The organism is Rhizobium sp. R711, from assembly GCF_002211365.1.
Lineage (GTDB): Bacteria > Pseudomonadota > Alphaproteobacteria > Rhizobiales > Rhizobiaceae > Rhizobium.
On record NZ_LOKZ01000005.1, the window covers coordinates 183,041 to 203,031 of the forward strand.

The window sequence follows — 19,991 nt, forward strand, 5'->3', positions numbered from 1 at the left end:
CGCTGCCTACCGAGCTAGGCATCTCCACCCGGAAAGAATCATCGATGCTTGAGTTTTCACGCGCCCTTCAGGGATGCCAATCCGTTCGCAACGCCTTTTTCATGGGAGCCTGAGATGCGTTCTGTCGTCTCTTTCAACGAGAGCTGGAGTTTCCACGAAGGTTTCGGCCAACGTCTGCTCGAGGGCTTCGACAGCGCGGCGATCGTCAGCCTGCCGCATACGGCCGTTGAACTGCCGTTCAACTACTTCGACGAGACAAGTTACCAGCGGGCATTCACCTATCAAAAGGTCCTGCGCTGGATGCCCGAGTTTGAGGGTCGCGAGGTCTCGCTCGTCTTCGACGCTGCCATGGCCGATGCCGTCGTCTATCTGAACGGCGAAGAGATCATCGCCCACAAGGATGGCTACACACCGTTCGAAGCACGTCTCACCGGCAAGCTGGTGATGGGCGACAATCTGGTCACCGTGAAAATTGACGGCAGCGAAAATCCAGCGATTCCGCCCTTCGGCGGCCGTATCGATTACCTGACCTATGCCGGCATTTATCGCGACGTCTGGCTGAAGGTCACGGACCCGGTGTCCATCGGCAACCTGAAGATCGAGACCCACAACGTCCTGTCAGAGGAAAAGTCGGCAAGCGTGCGTGTCGATCTTGCCAATCCGCAACAACTGACCTTCCTGGGCTCGGTATCGGCATCGCTAAAGGATGGGGACGGGCGCGTGCTCGCCACGGCTTCTGCGGAAACCACCGGTGAAGACCTTACGCTCTCTTTCGATGACCTTGCCGGCGTAGCCCTCTGGGATATCGACAATCCCACACTTTACGAAGTCACCGTCGACCTTAAGACAAGCCATGGTTCCGACCGCGTCTCGTCGCACTTCGGCTTCCGCACCGCCGAGTTCACGACCGAAGGCTTTCTTCTCAACGGGCGGCGGCTCAAGCTGCGTGGTCTCAATCGCCACCAGGCCTTTCCGTATGTCGGCTATGCCGCAGGCAGATCGGCCCAGGAGCGTGACGCCGACATCATGAAATCCGTACTGAAGTGCAATATCGTCCGCACTTCGCATTATCCGCAATCGAAGTGGTTCCTGGATCGGTGTGATCGCATCGGCCTTCTGGTCTTCGAGGAAATTCCGGGCTGGCAGCATATCGGCGACGTCGAATGGCAGCAGGAATCGATCCGCAACGTGCGCCGCATGATCGAGCGCGACTGGAATCATCCGTCGATCATCATCTGGGGCGTTCGCATCAACGAGTCGCAGGACAGCCATGACTTCTACGTCGAAACGAACCGGCTTGCCCGTGAACTCGACCGCACGCGGCAGACCGGCGGCGTCCGCTACATAACGGACAGCGAACTGCTCGAAGACGTCCATACGATGAACGACTTCATCCTCGGCAACGAGGAGCTGCCCGGCAACAACCGCCCGCGCACCGCGCTCCGCCCGCAGCAGGAATCGACCGGCCTGTCATACAAGGTGCCGTATATGATCACCGAATTTGGTGGACACATGTATCCCACCAAGATCTACGACCAGGAGGCCCGCCAGGCAGAGCATGTGCGCCGGCATCTCGAAGTGCTGAATGCCGCTTACGGCGATCCTGACATCGCGGGTGCGATCGGCTGGTGCATGTTCGACTACAACACTCACAAGGACTTCGGCTCGGGCGACCGGATCTGCTACCACGGCGTCATGGACATGTTCCGCGAGCCGAAGTTTGCAGCCTATGTCTATGCGAGCCAATGCGATCCTTCCGAAGAGATCGTGATGAAGCCGGTCACCTTCTGGGCTCGTGGGGAGCGCAATATCGGTGGCGTACTGCCGCTGATTATCCTCACCAACTGCGACGAGATAGAACTGCGATACGGCGCAGTGACGAAGCGGATCGGCCCGGATCGCGAGAACTACCCGCACCTGCCGCACCCGCCTATCGTTATCGACCACCGTCATTTCACGCCTGATGAGCTTGGAACGTGGGGGCTTGAATGGATCGACGGCGAGTTCACCGGCTACATTGACGGCGAACCTGTCGCCAAATTGACGCTTGTCGCCGATCCATTACCGACGACGCTGCGGCTCGTTGCCGACAGCACAACGCTAAAGGCCCGCGAACGCGACACCACCCGTGTCATCATCCGCGCGCTTGACCAGCAGGGGCAGCGCCTTCCCTTCATGAACGACAATGTCACCCTGCAGGTCGACGGGCCTGCAAAAATTGTCGGGCCGGCATCGGTTCCGCTGCAGGGGGGCGCGGCGGGCTTCTGGTTGGAGGCGACCGGATTGACCGGTGCAATCAGCGTACAGGCAAGCTGCAACCGCTTCCCTGCGGTCAAGATCGAACTGACGGCCAGTTGAGCATATTGGCGGTGCGCCCGGCAGGGCATACCATCATCCGGACTGCGCCGGCTGCACCGACCGAACCGTGCCGTTGTTATCGACGACGCACGAGAATTTCTTGCCGCCGGCATCGAGGTCGACGCCGAAGGTTCCGTCGGGCAACTGGCGGGAGGCCGTGGGCAATACCTTGGCGTTCGGACCGGCAACCCCGGCCGCCGAATTGGCACAGAGCAGTTGCAGATCAGCGGGAGCGGTCTGCAGCGTCGTGCGTGCCATGCTTTCAGGCGCGGGCGGCGTCGGTGGCGTGCAGGCACCGAGGAGCGCGACGCTTGTCATTGCCGCCATCATCCGGCCGATCGAAATCTTCTTCGCGGTGTTTTTCCACAAAACCGTGTCCCCCGACTCGTGTGATTTGTTCCCTCTCCGGCGTTGAGCCGGCCCATACTCAGACACCTTTGTAGAGTGCAGCCCCCTGCATCAGCACGATGACCTTGGCGCCGATCTTGATCCGTGACGCAAGGTCGACAATGTCGTCATTGTTCATGCGGATGCAGCCAGAAGACACATCGAGACCGATGGTCCAGGGCTCTGCGGTCCCGTGAATACGATAGATGGTGTCCTGGTCGCCTTCGTAGAGGTAGAGCGCCCTGGCACCCAACGGATTTTCCGGACCGCCCGGCATCCCGGCGGCCCATTTGGCCGCATTCGGATCGCGCGCCACCATTTCAGCCGGCGGCGTCCAGGTCGGCCATTCCGCTGTCCGGCCCACTCGCACGATCCCGGCCCATCCGAAGCCCTCGCGGCCGACGCCAATGCCGTAGCGGATAGCCTGTCCGCCCGGCTGAACGAGGTAGAGGAAATGCTGGTTGCCGTCGATGATGATTGTGCCGGGCGGCTCTGCCGTTCGGAACGTCACCGTCTGCATCCGGAATGCTTCCGGCGCCTGGTTGTTGCGCGCGTAATATTGGCGCGCTTTCTTCTTGTCGTAGTTGACCCAGGTGTGCGTTTTGGAATCGTAGATCTGCGTCTGCGCCCAGGCAGCAAGAGGGCCAACACAGACGGCGGCCGCGATCAGAGCCAAGGTCAGTTTGCGCCGTCCAACCTCATTCGTCTTCGCCGGAAGTCTGTCGCTTGCCGTCATTTGTTGGCCCACCCATCCACGCGCTTCGCATTGTCCGCGACCCATTTTTTCGCGTAGTCGAGCGGCGGTACGCGTTCGACCTCGAGCGCATAGCTCATCGCGGTCGCTTCCTCTGGCGTCAGATCGACCTTCTCCAGGAACGCTGCGATATCAGGATGTCTCTTCGCGAAAGCCGCAGCGTAGCCAATGCGGAAATCGGCGGTGTCCCAGGCCGTCGATGCCGAGGATTTGGTGATCCAGAGTGGGTCGTTGGCACCGACGAGCTTCCACTTGCTGGCATCGTGCGGCGGCTCGGTAAGGCGGACGATCTTGTGCAGGTCAAAAATGAAATGCGGTGCGTAGCAAGCAAAGACCAGCGGCTGGTTCGTCGCGATCGCGATATCCAGCCCCGCCATCGCGACTTCTTCTTCCGACTCGACCAGCGTCAGGTTCTTGGCATAGCCGTAGGTGTTCGCCCGCACCCGCTCGATCCCCGTCGAGGACCATGTCGGCGCGCCGAGCCACATCTCGCCTTTGCCATCACCGTCGGTATCCAGAATCTTGGTCTTTTCCGGATCGCTGAGATCGGCGATCGACCTTAGGCCCTTCTCGGCGGCAGCCGGTGTCGCGCAGATGCCCTGCCATGCAGGCACGCCATGCTTGGCGAGAACCACGACGCCCTTTTCGGTGACGAAGGCCTTGATGACGTTCTCGAGATTGGGTTGCCAGACCTCCGGTTGGATGTCGACAGTGCCGTTCTCCATGCCGTTGAAGGCAAGCAGCGTCCCAAGCTCCTCCACATCGGCATTAAGTCCGAACTCCTTGGCGATGCTAACCTTGAGAATATTCGCCGTCGCCTGCCCGGAAGGCCAGTTCGGCATCGCGATCACGAGATCGGCGGCGAAGACGGCACTGCTCATCGCAAGCGCTGCGGCAAAGACGGATGAGAAGAGCCCTGAACATGCTACGCACTTCGTCATGCCTGCCCCCCAAAACATGCGAGAAAGGATCGTAGAATGCACGTTACATCTTACAGGCGAACATGCATAAAGCGCCTACATCCGTCAAGTCGAGTTGACGTTCACGTTTGGGCCTACCGAAGGCAGCTTTCGTCTGCCCAAGCCTTCGCGCGCGCCGCCATCGTGGCGAGGTGATCGGCGACCGAGAAGCCGGAGATTTTCTTGCGCGGAGCAAGGTCGTGATCGCCATCTTCAAGCCAAAGGACTGATATTGTAGAAGAAAGAGAGTAAGTCGACACCTCTTCGCGCGTTCCGAATTCGTCGCGCGTCCCTTGGCAGATAAGCGCCGGCGTGCGCAGATTTTTAAGGTGCGCCGTGCGCAGCTGTTGTGGCTTGCCGGGTGGGTGAAAGGGGTAGCCGAGGCACAACAATCCAAAGATCGAGCCTTGCTCGTACAGGTCGTCGGCGACCATGCTCGCCACTCGTCCACCCATCGATTTGCCGCCGATAATCAGCGGCCCGGAGTTCGCGAGCGCCTTTACAGCCTCCCTATATTCGGGAATCAGAGTCTCGGCTTTCGGCGGTGGCTTTCGCGCATCGGACGTGCGACGCGCGGCCATGTAGGCGAACTCAAAACGTGCAACGCGAAACCCACTTGCCGCAAGCGCTCCCGCGGCAGCAGTCATTGACTTCGAATCCATCGGCGCGCCGGCACCGTGAGCAAGCAGAATGGTGGCTGAGGGATTGTCCGGGCCGGTGATCAGAAACGTCTCGCTCATTGCGATGTCATAGCGCAATGAGCGAGGCCTCACCATATCGAACGAGCGAGATGATAATCGGTCAATGGAATTTCGGCATGTCGGGAAGCGCCGAGAATTCTTCGCTGATCATTTCGCTCATGGCGACCAGGATCTCTTTGCGGGAGAAGCCAGACCGCTCGAGCTCCTGGATCATTTGGTCGAGGTCCAACTCAAGCTGACCGCGACAGCACGCCACCCGATCGGCAGAAACGAGTAGAATTTCTTCAAGAATCAGCATCGCTTCGCTCCTAATTTACAGAAGCAACCTGCGACCGCGCTAAATGTTCCGACCATGCCCGACAACATTTCCCGCCTGCCAACCGCACGGGATACAGCACCAATACATCGGATATCGACTGAAACTCCGCACAGAAGCCCCGGTGACGGCCGGTCGTTACCCTTAAGCAACTAGACCTGTACACCATCAGAAGACGCCCCTCCCCACGATCAACCGCGGCCTAAACTGCGCTTCCTCGGTGACCGTGGCTCCTCCCGGCAGGTTTACTCATGAAAACCTTTGCGCCGCAAATCAAAAAGCCAACCTCTTAGAGTAGACCAACAATTTGTATTGCAACCATCTGATTTAGAAGATTTAATATATAATCAGATACACATAAAGGACTGAGCAACCGAACAGTCTGAGGGCGCCTGCAATGCAAAGTTCCCGAGCAAGCAGGGATGGGGCAGCCAATCCCACGATCAATGAAGTACATGATCAGATCGAGCGCATCCTCTCCAGTGGCGAGTTTCATGCCCCCGATCGGGGCCGCCGATTTCTTGAGTTCATTGTCGAAGAGACCCTTTCGGGCCGTGCAGACTACCTGAAGGCATACACAATTGCACAAGAGGTATTCGCACGGGACACATCCTTCGACGCTCAAAACGATCCCGTCGTCAGGATCGAAGCCGGCCGGATCCGTAGGGCGCTCGAACGCTACTACCTGGTCGCCGGCCACGCCGACAGCATCGTTGTGACGATACCAAAGGGCGGGTATGTACCATCCTTCGATTACGCCGAAGGCGGCTGCGGACCCGCTGTTCAAGCGGCATCTGATCGTGGCGAGCAATCAGAATTGCAGCCCGCTGCACCGACGCGGACGCCGACGCCTGTCGAGCTAGCCCCCGCCCGCCAGCGGGCTTGGATGTGGCTTGTCGTACCCGCATCTGCGCTGATTATAGGGATTGTCAGCTTCGTTCATCCGCCGCTCCTTCCCTTTGTCACCTCATCGCTGTTGCCCGCAGCTTCTGTTTCAAACGACGGCGCGCAACCCAGGGTCATCGTCGAGCCATTCCAGAATGTTCCAGGCAAGGCTGCCACGGCGGATATCGCCCAAGGCCTGACTGATGAAATCATCGGTCAACTTACGAAGTTCAGGGAGATTCTTGTGATTGCCCCCGGCGCGGAGCCGGGAGCGGAGGCACGAGAGCCTCGGTTCGCACTGCAAGGGAGCGTTCGTATCGAAGGCGACAAAATGCGGCTGATCGTGCGGCTCACCCGACAGGCAGATGGCGCCGTACTCTGGGCAAACAATTATGATGCAGACCTTCGCGACCGCAGCTCGTTGGAAGTGCAAACCGAGGTCGCACAGAGCATTGCGACCACCGTTGCGCAGCCATATGGCATCATTTTCCAGACGAACGCCGCCGAAGCCATCAAGCCTGACAGCGGCGACTGGGAAGCTTATTCATGTGCGCTGTCGTATTATGCGTATCGGGCCGAGCTCGATCCGCAAAAGCATGCTGCGGTGAGAGACTGCCTGGAGAGGGCAACCAAGCGACTTCCGACCTATTCCAGCTATTGGGCTCTGCTCTCGCTGACCTATCTCGATGAAGTGCGCTTCCACTACAAAGTCAAAGCCGAGTCGCCGCACCCGCTGGCGCAGGCGGTCGATGCTGCCAAGCGAGCCGTGGATCTTGACCCACAAAACGCGCGCGCATTGCAGGCCCTGATGCTGGCAAGCTTCTTTAGCAACGATGTCGATACCGCATTGCGCGCGGGGTCTGCAGCCTATGCCATCAACCCGAACGACACCGAAGTCGCAGGCGAGTATGGCTTCCGGCTCGCAATGTCCGGGAAATGGGATACGGGCTGTGAACTGATGTCCAGTGCCATCAGCAGAAATCCCGGCCCGAGAGGATATTACGAGGTCGGCCTGGCCCTATGCGCCTATATCAGGGGAGACAATCAGGCAGCTGAACTTTGGGCCCGCATGGCCGATTTGAAACACAACCCAATGCATCATCTTGTTCTGCTAGCCGTACTCGGCGCATCAGGCAAACTTGATGAAGCACGGCGCGAGCGGGACTGGCTCCAGACGAATGATCCGGTGCTTCTCGGTAACATTCGCAAGGAAGTGGCGCTGCGTCTTCATCGTCCGCAAGACCAGGAGCGCTTCCTCGACGGCCTGCGCGCCTCCGGCATCGCAATCCCTCCTGCCGATGGCATGATCGGCAGCCAATAGGTCGCGACGTAGCATACCGTATGCTACCCCATCCGACGTGTATTTTACTGCCTTAACGTCCGTACTCACCTTATCCTTTGGAAAACCTTGGAGGACATGGCGATGACTGCAAGCGAGACCCCTCAGTCGATGACCAGTGCCGAAGATTTGCGCAAGCGTGCGCTTGAACTTCAGCTCGCGGAGATGGAACGCGACCAGAAGATAAAGGACCGTGAGGCGACGAAACATGCGGAATTCGTCGAGGATTTTTTCCAGAAGCATATCGGCGACACCGAACGCGCGGTCATCAAGCGCTTGGTGATGAAGGCGGCCGCGGACGGAAAATACGAAGCAATGATCTACAGCTTCCCGTCCAGCCTCTGCACGGACAGCGGCCGAGGCATCAACAACAACCTGCCGGGCTGGCAAAATAGCCTGCAAGGCAAGGCAAAAGAAATCTACGAGCTCTTTGAAACGGTCGCAAAGCCCCAGGGTTACGGCTTGAAGGCGGCGATCATCAATTTCCCCGGTGGCATTCCCGGCGACGTCGGCTTTTTCCTGACCTGGGAACCGCCCGTCGACTAGCGAGCCAGTGAGTGTAGTTACCGTTGCACCGATTGCGAGGATCGCAATGTCGGCGCTGGACTTCCCGGTTGCCTCATATTGAGCGAAACAGGCACGAGAAAAGCCGCGCGTTTCCGCGCGGCTCCTTCTGCCCCCCACTTTAAACTCCCCGATCTCAATCGCGCACGATCGTCCAGTTGTCGTCAGGATTGAACTCCTTGATCGCTGCTGCGCGCTCCTCCGTCTGCGGTCCCAGGTCCCGCTGATAGACGATATTGGCACCGTTGACGATGAAGGTCTGAACCCCAGTCACGCGATACTTGACCGGCCAGGCGATCAGCGCGAAACCACCCGTCATGTTGCCATTGACAATGTAGCTCTGTTTTCCGCCGATCACGTTCGGGCCCTGAGCCGTCAGGATGCGATAGCGGTAGCCATAGTAGCCTTCGCCACGCTTCGCCTTGCTGAAGGCGGCCGTTTCGACCAACGGTCCGGCCGGGCTCTCTTCATCGAAGGCACCAGGCTCCCAATAGAGGCCGTCGCGCTTGCCTGGGGTGCTGATCAGCTTCTGTGCGAATTCGAAGAGACCGTCCTCGTCCTCGTCGATTTGCGCGTAGGCGTATTGGGCATTCACATAGTCATGCATCGTTTGGATCGTCGAGAGTTCGTTCTGGCCGACGCGCCGATTGACGATCTCCTGCAGGCCGACTTCAGTGTCGAAAGCCCATTTGCCGTCCTTGCTCTTCGAGAGGGGAAAGGGCAGCGGCCACAGGACGTCACCAATCAGAACCACCTTGCGATCGCCGATATCCTGCAACTGCAATTGCCGTGCAGCACCCTCACGGATCGTTCCGTAGCTTATCATCGCCTCGTTGCTGGATCGCAGCTTGGCCGCGTCCAGGCCGAGAAGGCCAGCCAAGCCATCGATATCATTGGCACTCAACACGGTCTTGAGCCGTTGAAGCGCCGCCGATGGATCATCGAAAGACGGTGGCGTACCAGCCTCGAACTCCTGAAGATCCGTCTGGGTCTGCGACATGGATGGGGCCGCCCACGCCAGGGAGAGAGCCGTTCCGAGCAACAGCGGGATCAATTTCAACTGTGGTCTCATAGTTTATCTCCGGAAATCTGAATAGCGGGACACCCTATCGCCGGCCGCCGCCACCGCGACCGCCGCCCCCACGACCGCCACCGCCGCGGCCGCCGCCGCCGTGCGGCATCGGGCGCGAGCGTTGGGCAGAGGGACGTGGGCCACCGCGCTGCCCGCCTCCCATGCTCTGTCCGCCTCGCTTGGAAGCCACCGCCTCACGCCGGCCGGACTGCACGTTGCCAAGGGCGTTGGGTTGGCGCGAACGATTGTCGGGTCGTGCCGCCATCTTCGGGGCGCTTGGCCTATTCTTGGCTGCCGGCTTTGATGGACGGTTGGCTGCGTTGCCCGGTCGGTTGGCTGCATTCCCCGGACGGGCATCCGGGCGATTGGCGACGTTACCTGGGCGGGCATCCGGGCGCGATGCCCCCGGCCGGTTCGCGGCAATGTTCCCCGCTCTCGGATTTCCCTTCAGGCCCTCCGTCGTATTCTTGCGGATATCGTCGGCGCGGGCGCTGACATTTCTGCTTCCCTGGCCGCGGTTTGCCTGTCGGTCGCTGACCTTGTTCTTGAGCTGGTTGCGATTATCGGACTGCAGGCTGGATTTGATCGCCGAGCGATCGATGTTGGCGAACTGATCCCTGTCGATATTCAGCTTGCTGCGATCCACTTTTGTCCAATCGATGTCGTTCCAGTTGACCTTGCCGTTGAAATTCCGGTCGTTGAAGCAGTTGTTGCAGTCGACATCGAGGTCGCCGCCCCAGTTGCCGCCCCAGACGCCCCAATCGTCCCAATTGACGATTGCCGCCCAGGCGACGCCCGTCACTGCGGCCGCGAAGAATCCGGCGCCCGGGTAATAGTAGTTGTCGTAATAATTGGGATAATAGGATATCGGTTCGGCCGCATAGCCCGGTTCGTACAGCATTTCAGGCGGGTACTGCGGGATATAGACCTTCTCCGGATCGGTCGGTCGAATGACGACATTCTCGTTCTCGGTCACCACGGTGATCTTGTCGTCGGTCTTGATGACATTCTTCGCCACCGCTTCGTCGCGAAGCTGCTGGATGGCGATCAGCACATCTTTTTGCTGGTTGGTTAGCGCGTCGCCAAGCGATTGAGTCCAATCGAGATCCTCGCTCATCATCTTGACGATGTCAGGATAATTCAGAAGCGATATGACGCTCCCATCCCAGTCGTCCTTCGGCTTGAGATTGGCATCTTTTTTCTTCGCCTCCAGGAAGCGCTGAGCCTCGATGATCTGCAGCGGAAACAGCGATGCTGCAGAGATCGCGGCGACGAGCTCATCCGGATAAAGCGCGATGCGGGCGACAAGCACTTCCATCTCGTCCTCGGAGAGGAGATCCGGTTCAGGCTCGGTGGGCGCCGCCGTCTCTGCCGACGCAGGCTTTGGTGTGGGGGTCGTGGTCTGTGAATATGCCGGTGGTCCCGGATGCATGGAAAAGATTGCCAGGGCAGAAAGCCCCGCCAGCAATCTGAGGGATCCTGCTTTCATCATGCGCCGACCTCCTTACAAAAAAATGGTTCGGATGAATCTCACTGCGGCCTGGGTTTTGCTTCGCCCGACCGCCTGAGCATGACGACTTTCGATTGGGAAAGAGCATCGCCGATTTCAGCGATGAGCGCATCGACAAGGCTCGCATACTCCTGCCGTCGGCTCTCTCTAACACTCTCCGGCAGACGCTCCACATGCGCCAAAGCTTCGGCGGCGGAAGCGAGGTCTTCACACATCGTGCGGAACGTTTCGTTCATCTCGAAAAGATGCCGTACCCTCGCGGCCTGCGCAGGAAACTGCGCCTCGGCGATCCCTAAGGCAGACAAGTGTGTCGAATTGCTTTCTCCCGACGTCATGCCGCCCCCCGCTGTCATACTCGCGTCAAGCAGATTGAAGTATTGTATTACAGCTACTTAGGATGGAGACGTAAAATACGCGAACTTACGCGTGACGGCTCGTGATGGACCGGACCTACGTCAGTGATAGCCCGCGTCTCGACATTCTGAGTGCCAAAGTCGCAATATCCGCAGAACCTCCGCAACCGCCGGCAAGTCGGTCGGAACACTCTTCAATCCCGATGAAGATGAATTCCCCTGCAATTTGACACCCGAGGCCAACGAAACACGCTGCCACGAACCGCCGCGCCTGATCACTGAAATCCGGACTGCCTGCCGAGCCACACGACGCTCGATAGATATTACGTGATGCTACGGGCGTTCGCGACCGGGCCGGTCTACTATTTCCATCTTGAATACGACCGGACGGTTCGGTGAACGGCCGAAAAGGAGTGACCGTGTTTCTCGATTATTTTGCACTCGGCGTGTTGGTGTTCGTCGTGGTCACGCTGTTCTACGCGGTGATCGCAATCCACGACATCCCGCACCTGATCGCCAAGGCCAGAAACCATCCGCACCAGGACGCCATCCATGTTGCCGGATGGGTGAGCCTGTTTACGCTGCACGTCATCTGGCCCTTCCTGTTCATCTGGGCCACCATTTATCGCGAGGATCGCGGCTGGGGCATCCGGGCAGACGGCAAGCTGTCGGCCGAGGCCGAAGCCAATGCCGAAATCGCCCGCCTCCACGCACGGCTCGCGGAACTCGAGGCGCCCACGGTAGAGAAGGAGAAAGTCTGATGGAATTACTCCTGATGCTGACCTATGCGGCATTTTGCTTCGCGATCTTCAAGCTGTTCAGGATTCCGGTGAACCAGTGGTCGCTTGCGACGGCTGTTCTTGGCGGCATATTCATCATCGCTGGGCTGGTGCTGCTCATGAGCTACAACCATCCCTACTCCAGCGATGGGCGTATTTACTTTACCTCGGCTCCAGTCATCCCCGTCGTGGGAGGTCAGGTCATAGAGGTGCCGGTCACGCCGAACGCCCCGCTGAAAAAGGGCGATGTTCTCTTCAGGATCGATCCCCGCCCCTATCAGTATACGGTCGATCAGAAAACGGCGTCTCTTGCGGAAGCCAAGCAGACCGTCCTCCAGCTGAAGGCTGCTCTCGACGCCGCCAATTCGGCCGTAACCGGTGCGGAAGCGTCAAGGGATCGCTCGCTGCAAGCCTTCGAGAAGTTCCAAGCATCGAATGAAAATGCAAAATCTAGCGGCAGAGGCGCCGTCTACTCGGAACTCGAAGTCGAGAACCGGCGCGGGATCTACCTGACTGCTGAGGCCGCCGTCGACACGGCCCTTGCTCAGGCAGCACAAGCAAAGCTCGCCTATGAGTCCGAGATCAACGGTACGAATCCCACGGTCGCGCGGCTGGAGGCCGAGTTGGCAAACGCGCAGTACGAGCTCGACCAGACAACGGTGCGCGCGCCGAGCGACGGATACGTGACGCAGGTTTTCCTACGTCCCGGCATGATGGCGAATCCCCTGCCTTTGCGACCGGTGATGGTCTTCATCAACAGCGAGGACCGGATGCTGGCTGCCGCCTTCATTCAGAACTCGCTCCAGCGCGTGCGGGTCGGCGACGAGGCCGAAGTCGCGTTCAAAGCCGTGCCCGGCAAGATCTTCAAGGCGCGCGTCGAGGAAGTCATCGACGTCATGGCGCAAGGCCAATTACAGCCGGGCGGCGCCCTGATCGATCCGCAGTCGCCCGAACGAAGATCGCCGGGGCAGACGCTGGCACGTATCGAAATTCTGGAGAGCACCGACGAATACCAACTGCCCGGCGGTGTGGTCGCTGAGGTAGCAGTCTACACACACTACTTTCACCACGTCGCTCTCCTGCGGAAGGTCCTGCTGCGTATGAGCAGTTGGATGAACTACGTCTTCCTCGAACACTGAAACGCATCAGCAATTTTCCGGCCGCTGCTTGGGTTCGGCGGCCGGACAAGCTTGGAGATCAACCACGAGAGAGCAAAGGGAGCCCGAGGTGATAGGCAGCCTACCAGTGTTGCGGGGCCTGGCCGGTTTCAAAAAGGACTGGCTTCGTAGCGATATCCCTGCCGGGTTATCGATCGCCGCTGTGGGTTTGCCGAGCGCCATCGCCTATCCGGCGATTGCTGGCCTGCCGCCGGAAACCGGCATCTATGCCAGCATCGTCGCTCCGATCGCCTATGCAATCTTCGGCCCGTCCCGCCTCCTGATCGTCGGCCCGGATGCCGCCACGATGACGGTGCTTGCGGCCGCGATGGCCGCCATCATTGCAGCCGATCCGGCTGCGGCCAACATCGACCGCGTTGCCATCGCATCGGCGCTCGCTCTTGGCGTCGGCGTGTTCTGCATCTTGGCAAAACTGCTGCGGCTTGGCGTCCTCGCGAGTTTCCTGTCACGTCCAATCCTGGTCGGCTTCTTTGCCGGGGTGTCGCTGTCTATCCTCGTCGGGCAGATCAGCCGCTTCACGGGTGTAAAGATCGAATCCGACGGTCTCCTTGCGCCTGTCGTCGAGATTCTCCGCAAGGCCGCCTTGATCCACTGGCCGTCACTTCTATTCGGCCTCTCAATGTTCGCGCTGCTTTGGATTGTGAAGGCTTTCAACCTCAAGATCCCGGGTCCAGTTCTCGTGGTTGTTATTTCCGTCGTTCTCTCGGCGCTCTTCGACTTCCGCGGACACGGCATGGCCGTCGTGGGCGATATCCCAAGCGGCTTCCCGAGCTTTTCCCTGCCGGCAGTCCATCAGATGCCGCTTGATCAGCTCGTGCTTGGTTCGGCTGTGATCTTCCTGGTGAGCTTCGGCGCCGGCATCGTAACCGCGCGAAGCTTTGGATCGCGCACCGGTGAAGATGTCGATGCGAACCAGGAACTGATCGGCCTCGGCGCAGCCAACATTGCACCCGGCCTGTTCGGTTCATTTCCCATCAGCATGTCGGACTCGAGAACCGCCATAAATCTGTCGACGGGCGGCGTCTCCCAGCTGGCGGGACTGGTCTCCGCCGCCACTCTGGTTGCAGCTCTTGTATTCCTCCACAGCGCCCTGCGGATCCTGCCGATCCCCGCACTCGCTGCCATCCTTGCAACCGCGGCCATCAGTCTTATCGACGTTCAGGAACTCAAGAAGATCTGGCGCATCAGCCGCATGGAGTTCGTCTTTGCGCTTATCGCCATGTGGGGCGCAATCAGCTTCGGCGTCCTCAACGGCGTGGTCGTTGCCGTTGCCGCTACGTTCGTCTACCTCCTGCACAAGACGATGTTTCCGCGTGACGGCCTCCTTGGCCACATTGAAGGTCGGCACGGTTTCTTCGACCTCGCCCGTTTCCCGGAAGCTCGCCCTGTCGAAGGGGCTGCCGTCTTCGCGATCCAGGGCAATATCCTGTTCTACAACGCCGACTATGTCCGCATGCGGCTCACAGCGGTCGCCCGAGAGCTCGCCCCCGGAACCAAGTGCTTCGTTCTCGACGCCAGCGCCATCACGCACGTGGACAGCACCGGCGCCGTCGCACTCGATGCCGTGGCCGACGCCTTGGCGAAACGGGATATCGTCTTTGCCATCGCCGATCTTAGCCAGGAAAGCCGCGGCATTCTTGAGCGTGCCGGGGTCATCAAGAAGATCGGCATCCACAATCTTTTCAATGGTCGGGAAGAGGCGTTGCGCGCGCTGATAGGCAATTCCGCAGAACAGTGAAAGCGCACAGCAACATAAAACAATGGAGGGAACGATGGACGAAGCATACGATCCGAAACAAGAGGCTCAAACGGAACGCAAGGGCAAGCAAAAGAAGGCCAAGTCCTGGGACTACAACAAGGAGATCAAGCGCCTGCAAATCGAACTGGCGCATCTGCAGGCATGGGTAAAGAAATCGGGCGCACGGATTGTTATCATCTTCGAAGGCCGTGATGCCGCCGGCAAAGGCGGCATGATCAAGAGGATAACGGAGAAAGTCAGTCCCCGCGTGTTCCGCGTCGTCGCTTTGCCCGCTCCCACCGATCGCGAGAAATCCCAGATCTACATGCAGCGCTATATTGCGCACTTGCCGGCAGCCGGCGAGGTCGTGATCTTCGACCGCAGTTGGTACAACCGGGCGGGGGTCGACCGCGTCATGGGTTTTGCCAGCGAGAAGAAGGCGCAGCGTTTCCTTGAACTGGCGCCCCGCTTCGAGGCGGCCATTGTCGAAAGCGGCGTCATTCTGTTGAAGTATTTCCTGACCGTCAGCGAGGAAGAACAGGAACGGCGCTTCAAGCGCCGCATCGACGATCCGGTCAGGCAGTGGAAACTCAGCCCAATGGACGTCGAGTCCTATCAGCGCTGGTGGGACTATACGCGGGCCTATGACGAGATGCTGCGGATGACGGACAGCAACCACGCGCCGTGGTGGATCGTACCGTCCGACGACAAGGAGCGCGCCCGGATAAACTGCATCTCGCACATCCTGCGGTCGATCCCCTACGAGCGCGTGAAATTCGAGGCACCGGATCTCGGAAAACGGCAGAAGCGGCCATCGAATTACGTTGAGGATCAGGGCTTCAGAAACGTCGTGCCGGAAACGACACGATGAAGCACCATCCGTTCTGGCACCCCTTATGGAAACCCGCGGCATAGGCATACGGCGATGGAGCAACCAACGAGCGGGACAGCGGCGCAAGCTGGTCCCGCGCAGATCTCCGTAGAAGCACGGGTCAGTGACCTGGTGCGGATCGGCATCATTGGGCTGTTCGCCTATTGGAGCCTGCAACTGGTTGCGCCATTCGCGCTGATCATCATCTGGTCCGCAATCCTTGCCGTGGCCCTCTTCCCAATGTTCGACGCCTTGTCCAGGCTGCTGGGAGATCGGCCAGCGCTTTCGGCAACCGTTATTGTCATCGCATGCCTTGTGCTCATCATTGCACCATTGGCGCTTGTCGCAGTCAATTTTGCCGATGCAGTCCAGGCCCTCGTCAGTCAGTTGAAGACCGACAATTTCACGCTGCCCGCCGCGCCGGAAGCGATACGTGGCTGGCCGGTGGTTGGCGAGCGCCTCTATGCCGGCTGGAACCAGGTCGCAAGCAATCTCGCTGCTACGATCATGAAATTCCAGGCACCTCTTCGCGAAATCATGGGCGTCGTTCTCGCCAAGCTGGCTTCGATCGGAGGCGGGGTGTTGAGCTTCGTTGCTTCCATCATTCTCTCCGGCATCTTCCTCACCATGTCTCCTCGCCTCGCGGCAACTATCCAGGTATTGGCAAGCCGCATCGGCGGAGAGAGGGGTGTCGGTTTTGCGCGGCTGGCCGGGTCAACGGTTCGCAACGTCTCGCGCGGCGTCATCGGCGTGGCCCTCCTTCAGACGCTGCTCTGCGGCCTGTGTTTCGCCTTTTTCGACATTCCGGCACGCGGCGCCTTGACCTTTCTCGTGTTCATGCTTTGCCTGATGCAGCTCGGCCCGGGCCTCGTTCTGGTGCCGGCCGTCGTCTGGGCATGGTTCTCCTGGCCGACATCGTTGGCATTCGCCTTTACGGTCGTAGCGATCCCGATCACGGTCGTGGACAATGTCTTGAAGCCGATCTTGATGTCCCGAGGGCTATCGACCCCGATGCCGGTGATCCTCATCGGCGTCATCGGCGGAACCCTTTCGCATGGCTTGCTCGGCCTGTTTCTGGGGCCCATTGTCCTCAGCGTGTTCTACGAACTGCTGCGAGCCTGGGCGTGGCCCTCCGCACCTGCCGAACAAACGGCAGCGACCCTACCGCTCGACGACAGGGACAAAAGCATCGAGGGCGCCGCGCCGGGCTGATTCTGGAGAGGATTTCGTCACGCATTTCGTCTCAGGCGCCGTTGCGCAATGTCAGGAACGCATCTGCTTCCCGCCCTGCGTGCCACAGTACAACACTCCTGGATGTCGCGGCAAAGCCGCTCATGCTCGAGGATCCGCCCCTCGATCGGACTTACCGCGCGGAAGCGTTCAAGCGCACAGACGGTTAGATCATAGGATTCGAAAAGCTCGCCAAATGTGTCGCTTGCTGAGAAAGCAGGGAAGTGACGAATCTCGGGAGCCTTCAGCATCAGCCTCTTACGCCCGCGCTCTCGACTCATCGATTGCCTCCGGCCTCCAATCGTATTTTAGAATTTGCAGTGCGTACTCGCTGAAATGTTGGATCGTTCCGTTTGAGGAATTCAACCGCTGCGATGGAGCAGGCATTTGATGGAAACGAGCAGGACCCATATCGCGGATGTCATTGATCCGGGCGACGCTCTCGGCGAAGTCCTGTTCGGACTGATCATGGCGCTGACATTCACGGTCGGCTCGCGGCTCATCTTCACCGAAGAAGGCCTTGACGTTCGAGAGCTGATCGTCGCGACGATCGGATGCAATGTCGCGTGGGGCATCATCGATGCAGTGCTGTTCGTCCTGGGAGCGGTTTTCTACAAGAGCCGGCGCGTGCGCCTCTTCAGGCAGATCAAGGCGGCCAAGAGCGAGCGAGAGGCGATATCCGCGCTTCGGAAGGAATTTCCCATCGACGACGAACCACTTGTTTCCACAGCCGCAGATGAAGAGGTGCTCTACCAAGCCATGCTGGGACTCGCGCGGCGCGGAAGCCCTGCCAAGCTTCGCCTATCGAGAGACGACTTTCTCGCCGCCTTCATTGTTTTTCTCCTGGTATCGGCGACATCGCTACCCGCGGTCATTCCTTTCTTCATGATCGGCAATGCTGACCTTGCCCTGAGAACGAGCAATTTTCTGCTGATTGCCCTGCTCTTCCTGACAGGCTGTGCCTGGGCGCGCTTTTCTGACGCGAAACCGCTCAATGCAGGTATAACGATGACCTGCCTTGGCCTCGTGCTGGTCGGCATTGCAATCGCTCTCGGGGGCTGAGTATGGAGCATCCCATCAAGCCATCGCCCGCGACGAGAACCACAAAGGCAGCGGATTGGGCATTTCCCCTGCGGTTGCATCTCAGCGTCATCATTGTCGGGTTGCTTGCCTGCACGGCACTACCGCTGGTTTGGATGGCATATAGCCAAGGCAAGGTGACCGCCCTTTCCGCCGGCGAAGCGCAAATGCGTCAGCTCGGGTTGCGTACCATCGAGGACTACCGCAATGTCTTTACAAGTGGATATGCCGCGATCGAGACGACCTCTGCCGTTCCGCAAATGCTTACGCCGCCTCCCCAGGACTTACCGGCGAAGCAGAAGCTTCTGCTGCACGCGTTGAAGTCATCGTTCCGTATAGACGGAGTCTATGCCGGTTATGCGGACGGGACGTACATGCAAGCGACCAACATTGCGGCAAATCCGACCTGGCGCGACGCCCTGGATGCGCCAGCCGGCGCCGCGTTCGCCGTTCGCACAATCACCAAGGTCATCGGCATTCCGGTGACGACATGGACGTTCTTCGACAAGGACGCTCGTCCCCTCGCTCGCCGTGCCGACCGCGACGATGTCTTCGACCCGCGCTCCCGCCCCTGGTACCGCGCCGCGCTCTCGGAGGGACGGGCAACGTCGGTCGGCCCCTACATTTCGGCTGCAACTAACTACCTCACCTTGACATTTGCCACGCCTGCGGGCGGGGAGGGCCAAGTCGTTGTCGGCGCCGACGTGATGCTGTTGACCTTGGGGGAGGTTCTCGATGTCGGCACGATCTCGAAACAGGCGCATGGCTATGTCTTCGACAACACTGGTCGCCTGATCGTCCATTCCGATCCCGCATTCATGGCGAAGCTGCGCGATAACATTCGTCGCGGGAGAGTGCTATCCGCCGCAGATATCGCGGAAGCGGACCCAGCCATCCCGGCCGTCACGAACCTGGCGCAAGGCCGCGAGTTGCCGGATGGCGATGTCGCGCGCTTTCCGGTGGATGGCCGCGAATATCTAGCCCAGAGCTTCCATGCGGAAGTAGCCGGTATGCTGAACGACTACACTGTGGTCATCGCAGCACCGCTCGACGACCTCGTCGGGCCGGTCGAGCGAACGCTGAGGCGTAACCTTGTTGCCGCGGCCGCCTTCCTGGCCGCCGGCGCAATAGCCGCGATCATTATCTCCCGATTGATCAGCCGGTCGCTCTATGCATTGGCCGACGAGGCAAGACAATTGGGCAATCTGGAATTCCGACAGAGCCGCGTGTCGCACTCCTGGATATTCGAGGTCAACGCGCTCGGGAAAGCGCTCGGCTCCGCCCGCGATACGATCCGAACGTTCTCGCTCTATGTACCGCGCGAACTGGTCCGCAGGATTGTCATCGCCGGTCAATCGGCCATCGGTTCCGCCTCGCGGCAGGAGATCACCGTCCTCTTCACCGACATCCGCGAGTTCACGACGATCTCCGAGCGACATTCGCCCGAAGATGTCGTCGCCCTGCTTTCCACCTATTTCGAAGCCCTCAATTTGATTGTGGAACGCCATGGCGGCACTATCGTCCAATATATCGGCGACTCTGTTTTCGCGATGTGGAACGCACCCGTTCGCGACGAGCGGCATGTCGAAAACGCCTGCCGCTGTGCCTTGTCAATGAAAGCAGCGATCGACGCGATGAACGCTTCCAATCGCGCCGCCGATCGCCCCGAACTTGTCACCCGCTTCGGCCTGCATACCGGCCAGGCTGTTGTCGGCAGTGTCGGGGCTGAGACCCGTCGGCAATACACCGCCATCGGCGACACGGTAAACATCGCCTCGCGGCTGGAAGGTCTGAACCGGGACTATGGAACCTCGATCCTTGTCAGCAGTTCGATCCGCGATGCGGTTGAGGAGAGTTTCAGTTTCATGCCGATCGGAACGGTCAGCGTCAGAGGCCGAACAGGGCAGACAGAGCTCT

At 59.6% G+C, this 19,991-nt stretch carries 18 protein-coding genes; 10 read left to right on the plus strand and 8 right to left on the minus strand.

What is annotated here, in order from left to right:
- Positions 1-114: 114 nt before the first annotated feature.
- Complete coding sequence (locus ATY80_RS09615) at positions 115-2,358, plus strand: glycoside hydrolase family 2 TIM barrel-domain containing protein (RefSeq protein WP_088692204.1); 2,244 nt, start codon at positions 115-117, stop codon at positions 2,356-2,358.
- A gap of 33 nt (positions 2,359-2,391) precedes the next feature.
- Here the strand turns inward: ATY80_RS09615 and ATY80_RS09620 are convergent, their stop codons facing one another.
- The 5 genes from ATY80_RS09620 to ATY80_RS09640 all read right to left on the minus strand — a co-directional run bounded on the left by ATY80_RS09620 (position 2,392) and on the right by ATY80_RS09640 (position 5,457).
- The gene (locus tag ATY80_RS09620) at positions 2,392-2,727 is read right to left on the minus strand and encodes a hypothetical protein (protein ID WP_245306785.1); all 336 of its coding nucleotides are present in this window, start codon (positions 2,725-2,727) and stop codon (positions 2,392-2,394) included.
- A gap of 58 nt (positions 2,728-2,785) precedes the next feature.
- Positions 2,786-3,481: a L,D-transpeptidase gene (locus tag ATY80_RS09625; protein ID WP_088692205.1), complete on the minus strand. Its 696-nt coding sequence runs from the start codon at positions 3,479-3,481 to the stop codon at positions 2,786-2,788.
- Entirely contained in the window at positions 3,478-4,440 is a 963-nt protein-coding gene (locus ATY80_RS09630) for a glycine betaine ABC transporter substrate-binding protein (protein ID WP_088692206.1), read from the minus strand. Before ATY80_RS09630 ends, ATY80_RS09625 begins: the two co-directional genes overlap by 4 nt.
- 113 nt (positions 4,441-4,553) lie before the next feature.
- Positions 4,554-5,198 (minus strand): alpha/beta family hydrolase, encoded by a 645-nt coding sequence (locus ATY80_RS09635; protein ID WP_088692236.1) that lies wholly within the window; start codon positions 5,196-5,198, stop codon positions 4,554-4,556.
- A gap of 61 nt (positions 5,199-5,259) precedes the next feature.
- Positions 5,260-5,457 (minus strand): hypothetical protein, encoded by a 198-nt coding sequence (locus tag ATY80_RS09640; RefSeq protein WP_088692207.1) that lies wholly within the window; start codon positions 5,455-5,457, stop codon positions 5,260-5,262.
- Between the two features lie 415 nt (positions 5,458-5,872).
- Between ATY80_RS09640 and ATY80_RS09645 the strand changes: the two genes are divergently transcribed.
- Both ATY80_RS09645 and ATY80_RS09650 read left to right on the plus strand, forming a co-directional pair.
- Positions 5,873-7,681 carry a hypothetical protein gene (locus tag ATY80_RS09645; RefSeq protein WP_088692208.1) on the plus strand — a complete coding sequence of 603 codons (1,809 nt, stop codon included), beginning with the start codon at positions 5,873-5,875 and terminating at the stop codon, positions 7,679-7,681.
- Positions 7,682-7,783: 102 nt separating this feature from the next.
- Complete coding sequence (locus tag ATY80_RS09650) at positions 7,784-8,245, plus strand: hypothetical protein (RefSeq protein ID WP_189637117.1); 462 nt, start codon at positions 7,784-7,786, stop codon at positions 8,243-8,245.
- A 154-nt stretch (positions 8,246-8,399) separates the two neighbouring features.
- Here the strand turns inward: ATY80_RS09650 and ATY80_RS09655 are convergent, their stop codons facing one another.
- From ATY80_RS09655 to ATY80_RS09665, 3 genes are read right to left on the minus strand one after another with little or no spacing between them, the layout of a single operon-like run.
- Positions 8,400-9,335, minus strand: a complete 936-nt coding sequence (locus ATY80_RS09655; RefSeq protein ID WP_088692210.1) for a DUF2950 domain-containing protein — start codon at positions 9,333-9,335, stop codon at positions 8,400-8,402.
- A 34-nt stretch (positions 9,336-9,369) separates the two neighbouring features.
- On the minus strand, positions 9,370-10,824 hold the full coding sequence (locus tag ATY80_RS09660; RefSeq protein ID WP_088692237.1) for a DUF3300 domain-containing protein: 1,455 nt from the start codon (positions 10,822-10,824) through the stop codon (positions 9,370-9,372).
- Positions 10,825-10,865: 41 nt separating this feature from the next.
- A complete protein-coding gene (locus ATY80_RS09665) occupies positions 10,866-11,180 on the minus strand; it encodes a hypothetical protein (RefSeq protein WP_088692238.1) in 315 nt (104 codons plus the stop codon).
- Between the two features lie 437 nt (positions 11,181-11,617).
- On the opposite strand from ATY80_RS09665, the gene ATY80_RS09670 reads away from it, so the two are divergent.
- From ATY80_RS09670 to ATY80_RS09705, 7 genes are all read left to right on the plus strand, one after another.
- A complete protein-coding gene (locus ATY80_RS09670) occupies positions 11,618-11,959 on the plus strand; it encodes a DUF3302 domain-containing protein (protein ID WP_088692239.1) in 342 nt (113 codons plus the stop codon).
- The gene (locus ATY80_RS09675; RefSeq protein ID WP_088692211.1) at positions 11,959-13,116 is read left to right on the plus strand and encodes an HlyD family secretion protein; all 1,158 of its coding nucleotides are present in this window, start codon (positions 11,959-11,961) and stop codon (positions 13,114-13,116) included. The genes ATY80_RS09670 and ATY80_RS09675 overlap by 1 nt, the downstream gene beginning before the upstream one ends.
- An 88-nt stretch (positions 13,117-13,204) precedes the next feature.
- A complete protein-coding gene (locus tag ATY80_RS09680) occupies positions 13,205-14,893 on the plus strand; it encodes a SulP family inorganic anion transporter (RefSeq protein ID WP_088692212.1) in 1,689 nt (562 codons plus the stop codon).
- A 34-nt stretch (positions 14,894-14,927) separates the two neighbouring features.
- Positions 14,928-15,764 (plus strand): polyphosphate kinase 2, encoded by an 837-nt coding sequence (ppk2, locus tag ATY80_RS09685; protein ID WP_088692213.1) that lies wholly within the window; start codon positions 14,928-14,930, stop codon positions 15,762-15,764.
- 54 nt (positions 15,765-15,818) lie between these two features.
- Positions 15,819-16,976 carry an AI-2E family transporter gene (locus tag ATY80_RS09690; RefSeq protein ID WP_088692214.1) on the plus strand — a complete coding sequence of 386 codons (1,158 nt, stop codon included), beginning with the start codon at positions 15,819-15,821 and terminating at the stop codon, positions 16,974-16,976.
- A 408-nt stretch (positions 16,977-17,384) separates the two neighbouring features.
- Complete coding sequence (locus ATY80_RS09700; RefSeq protein ID WP_088692215.1) at positions 17,385-18,056, plus strand: VIT1/CCC1 transporter family protein; 672 nt, start codon at positions 17,385-17,387, stop codon at positions 18,054-18,056.
- Positions 18,057-18,058: 2 nt separating this feature from the next.
- Positions 18,059-19,991 (plus strand): adenylate/guanylate cyclase domain-containing protein (locus ATY80_RS09705; protein ID WP_088692216.1); only part of this gene is annotated, 1,933 nt, incomplete at its 3' end.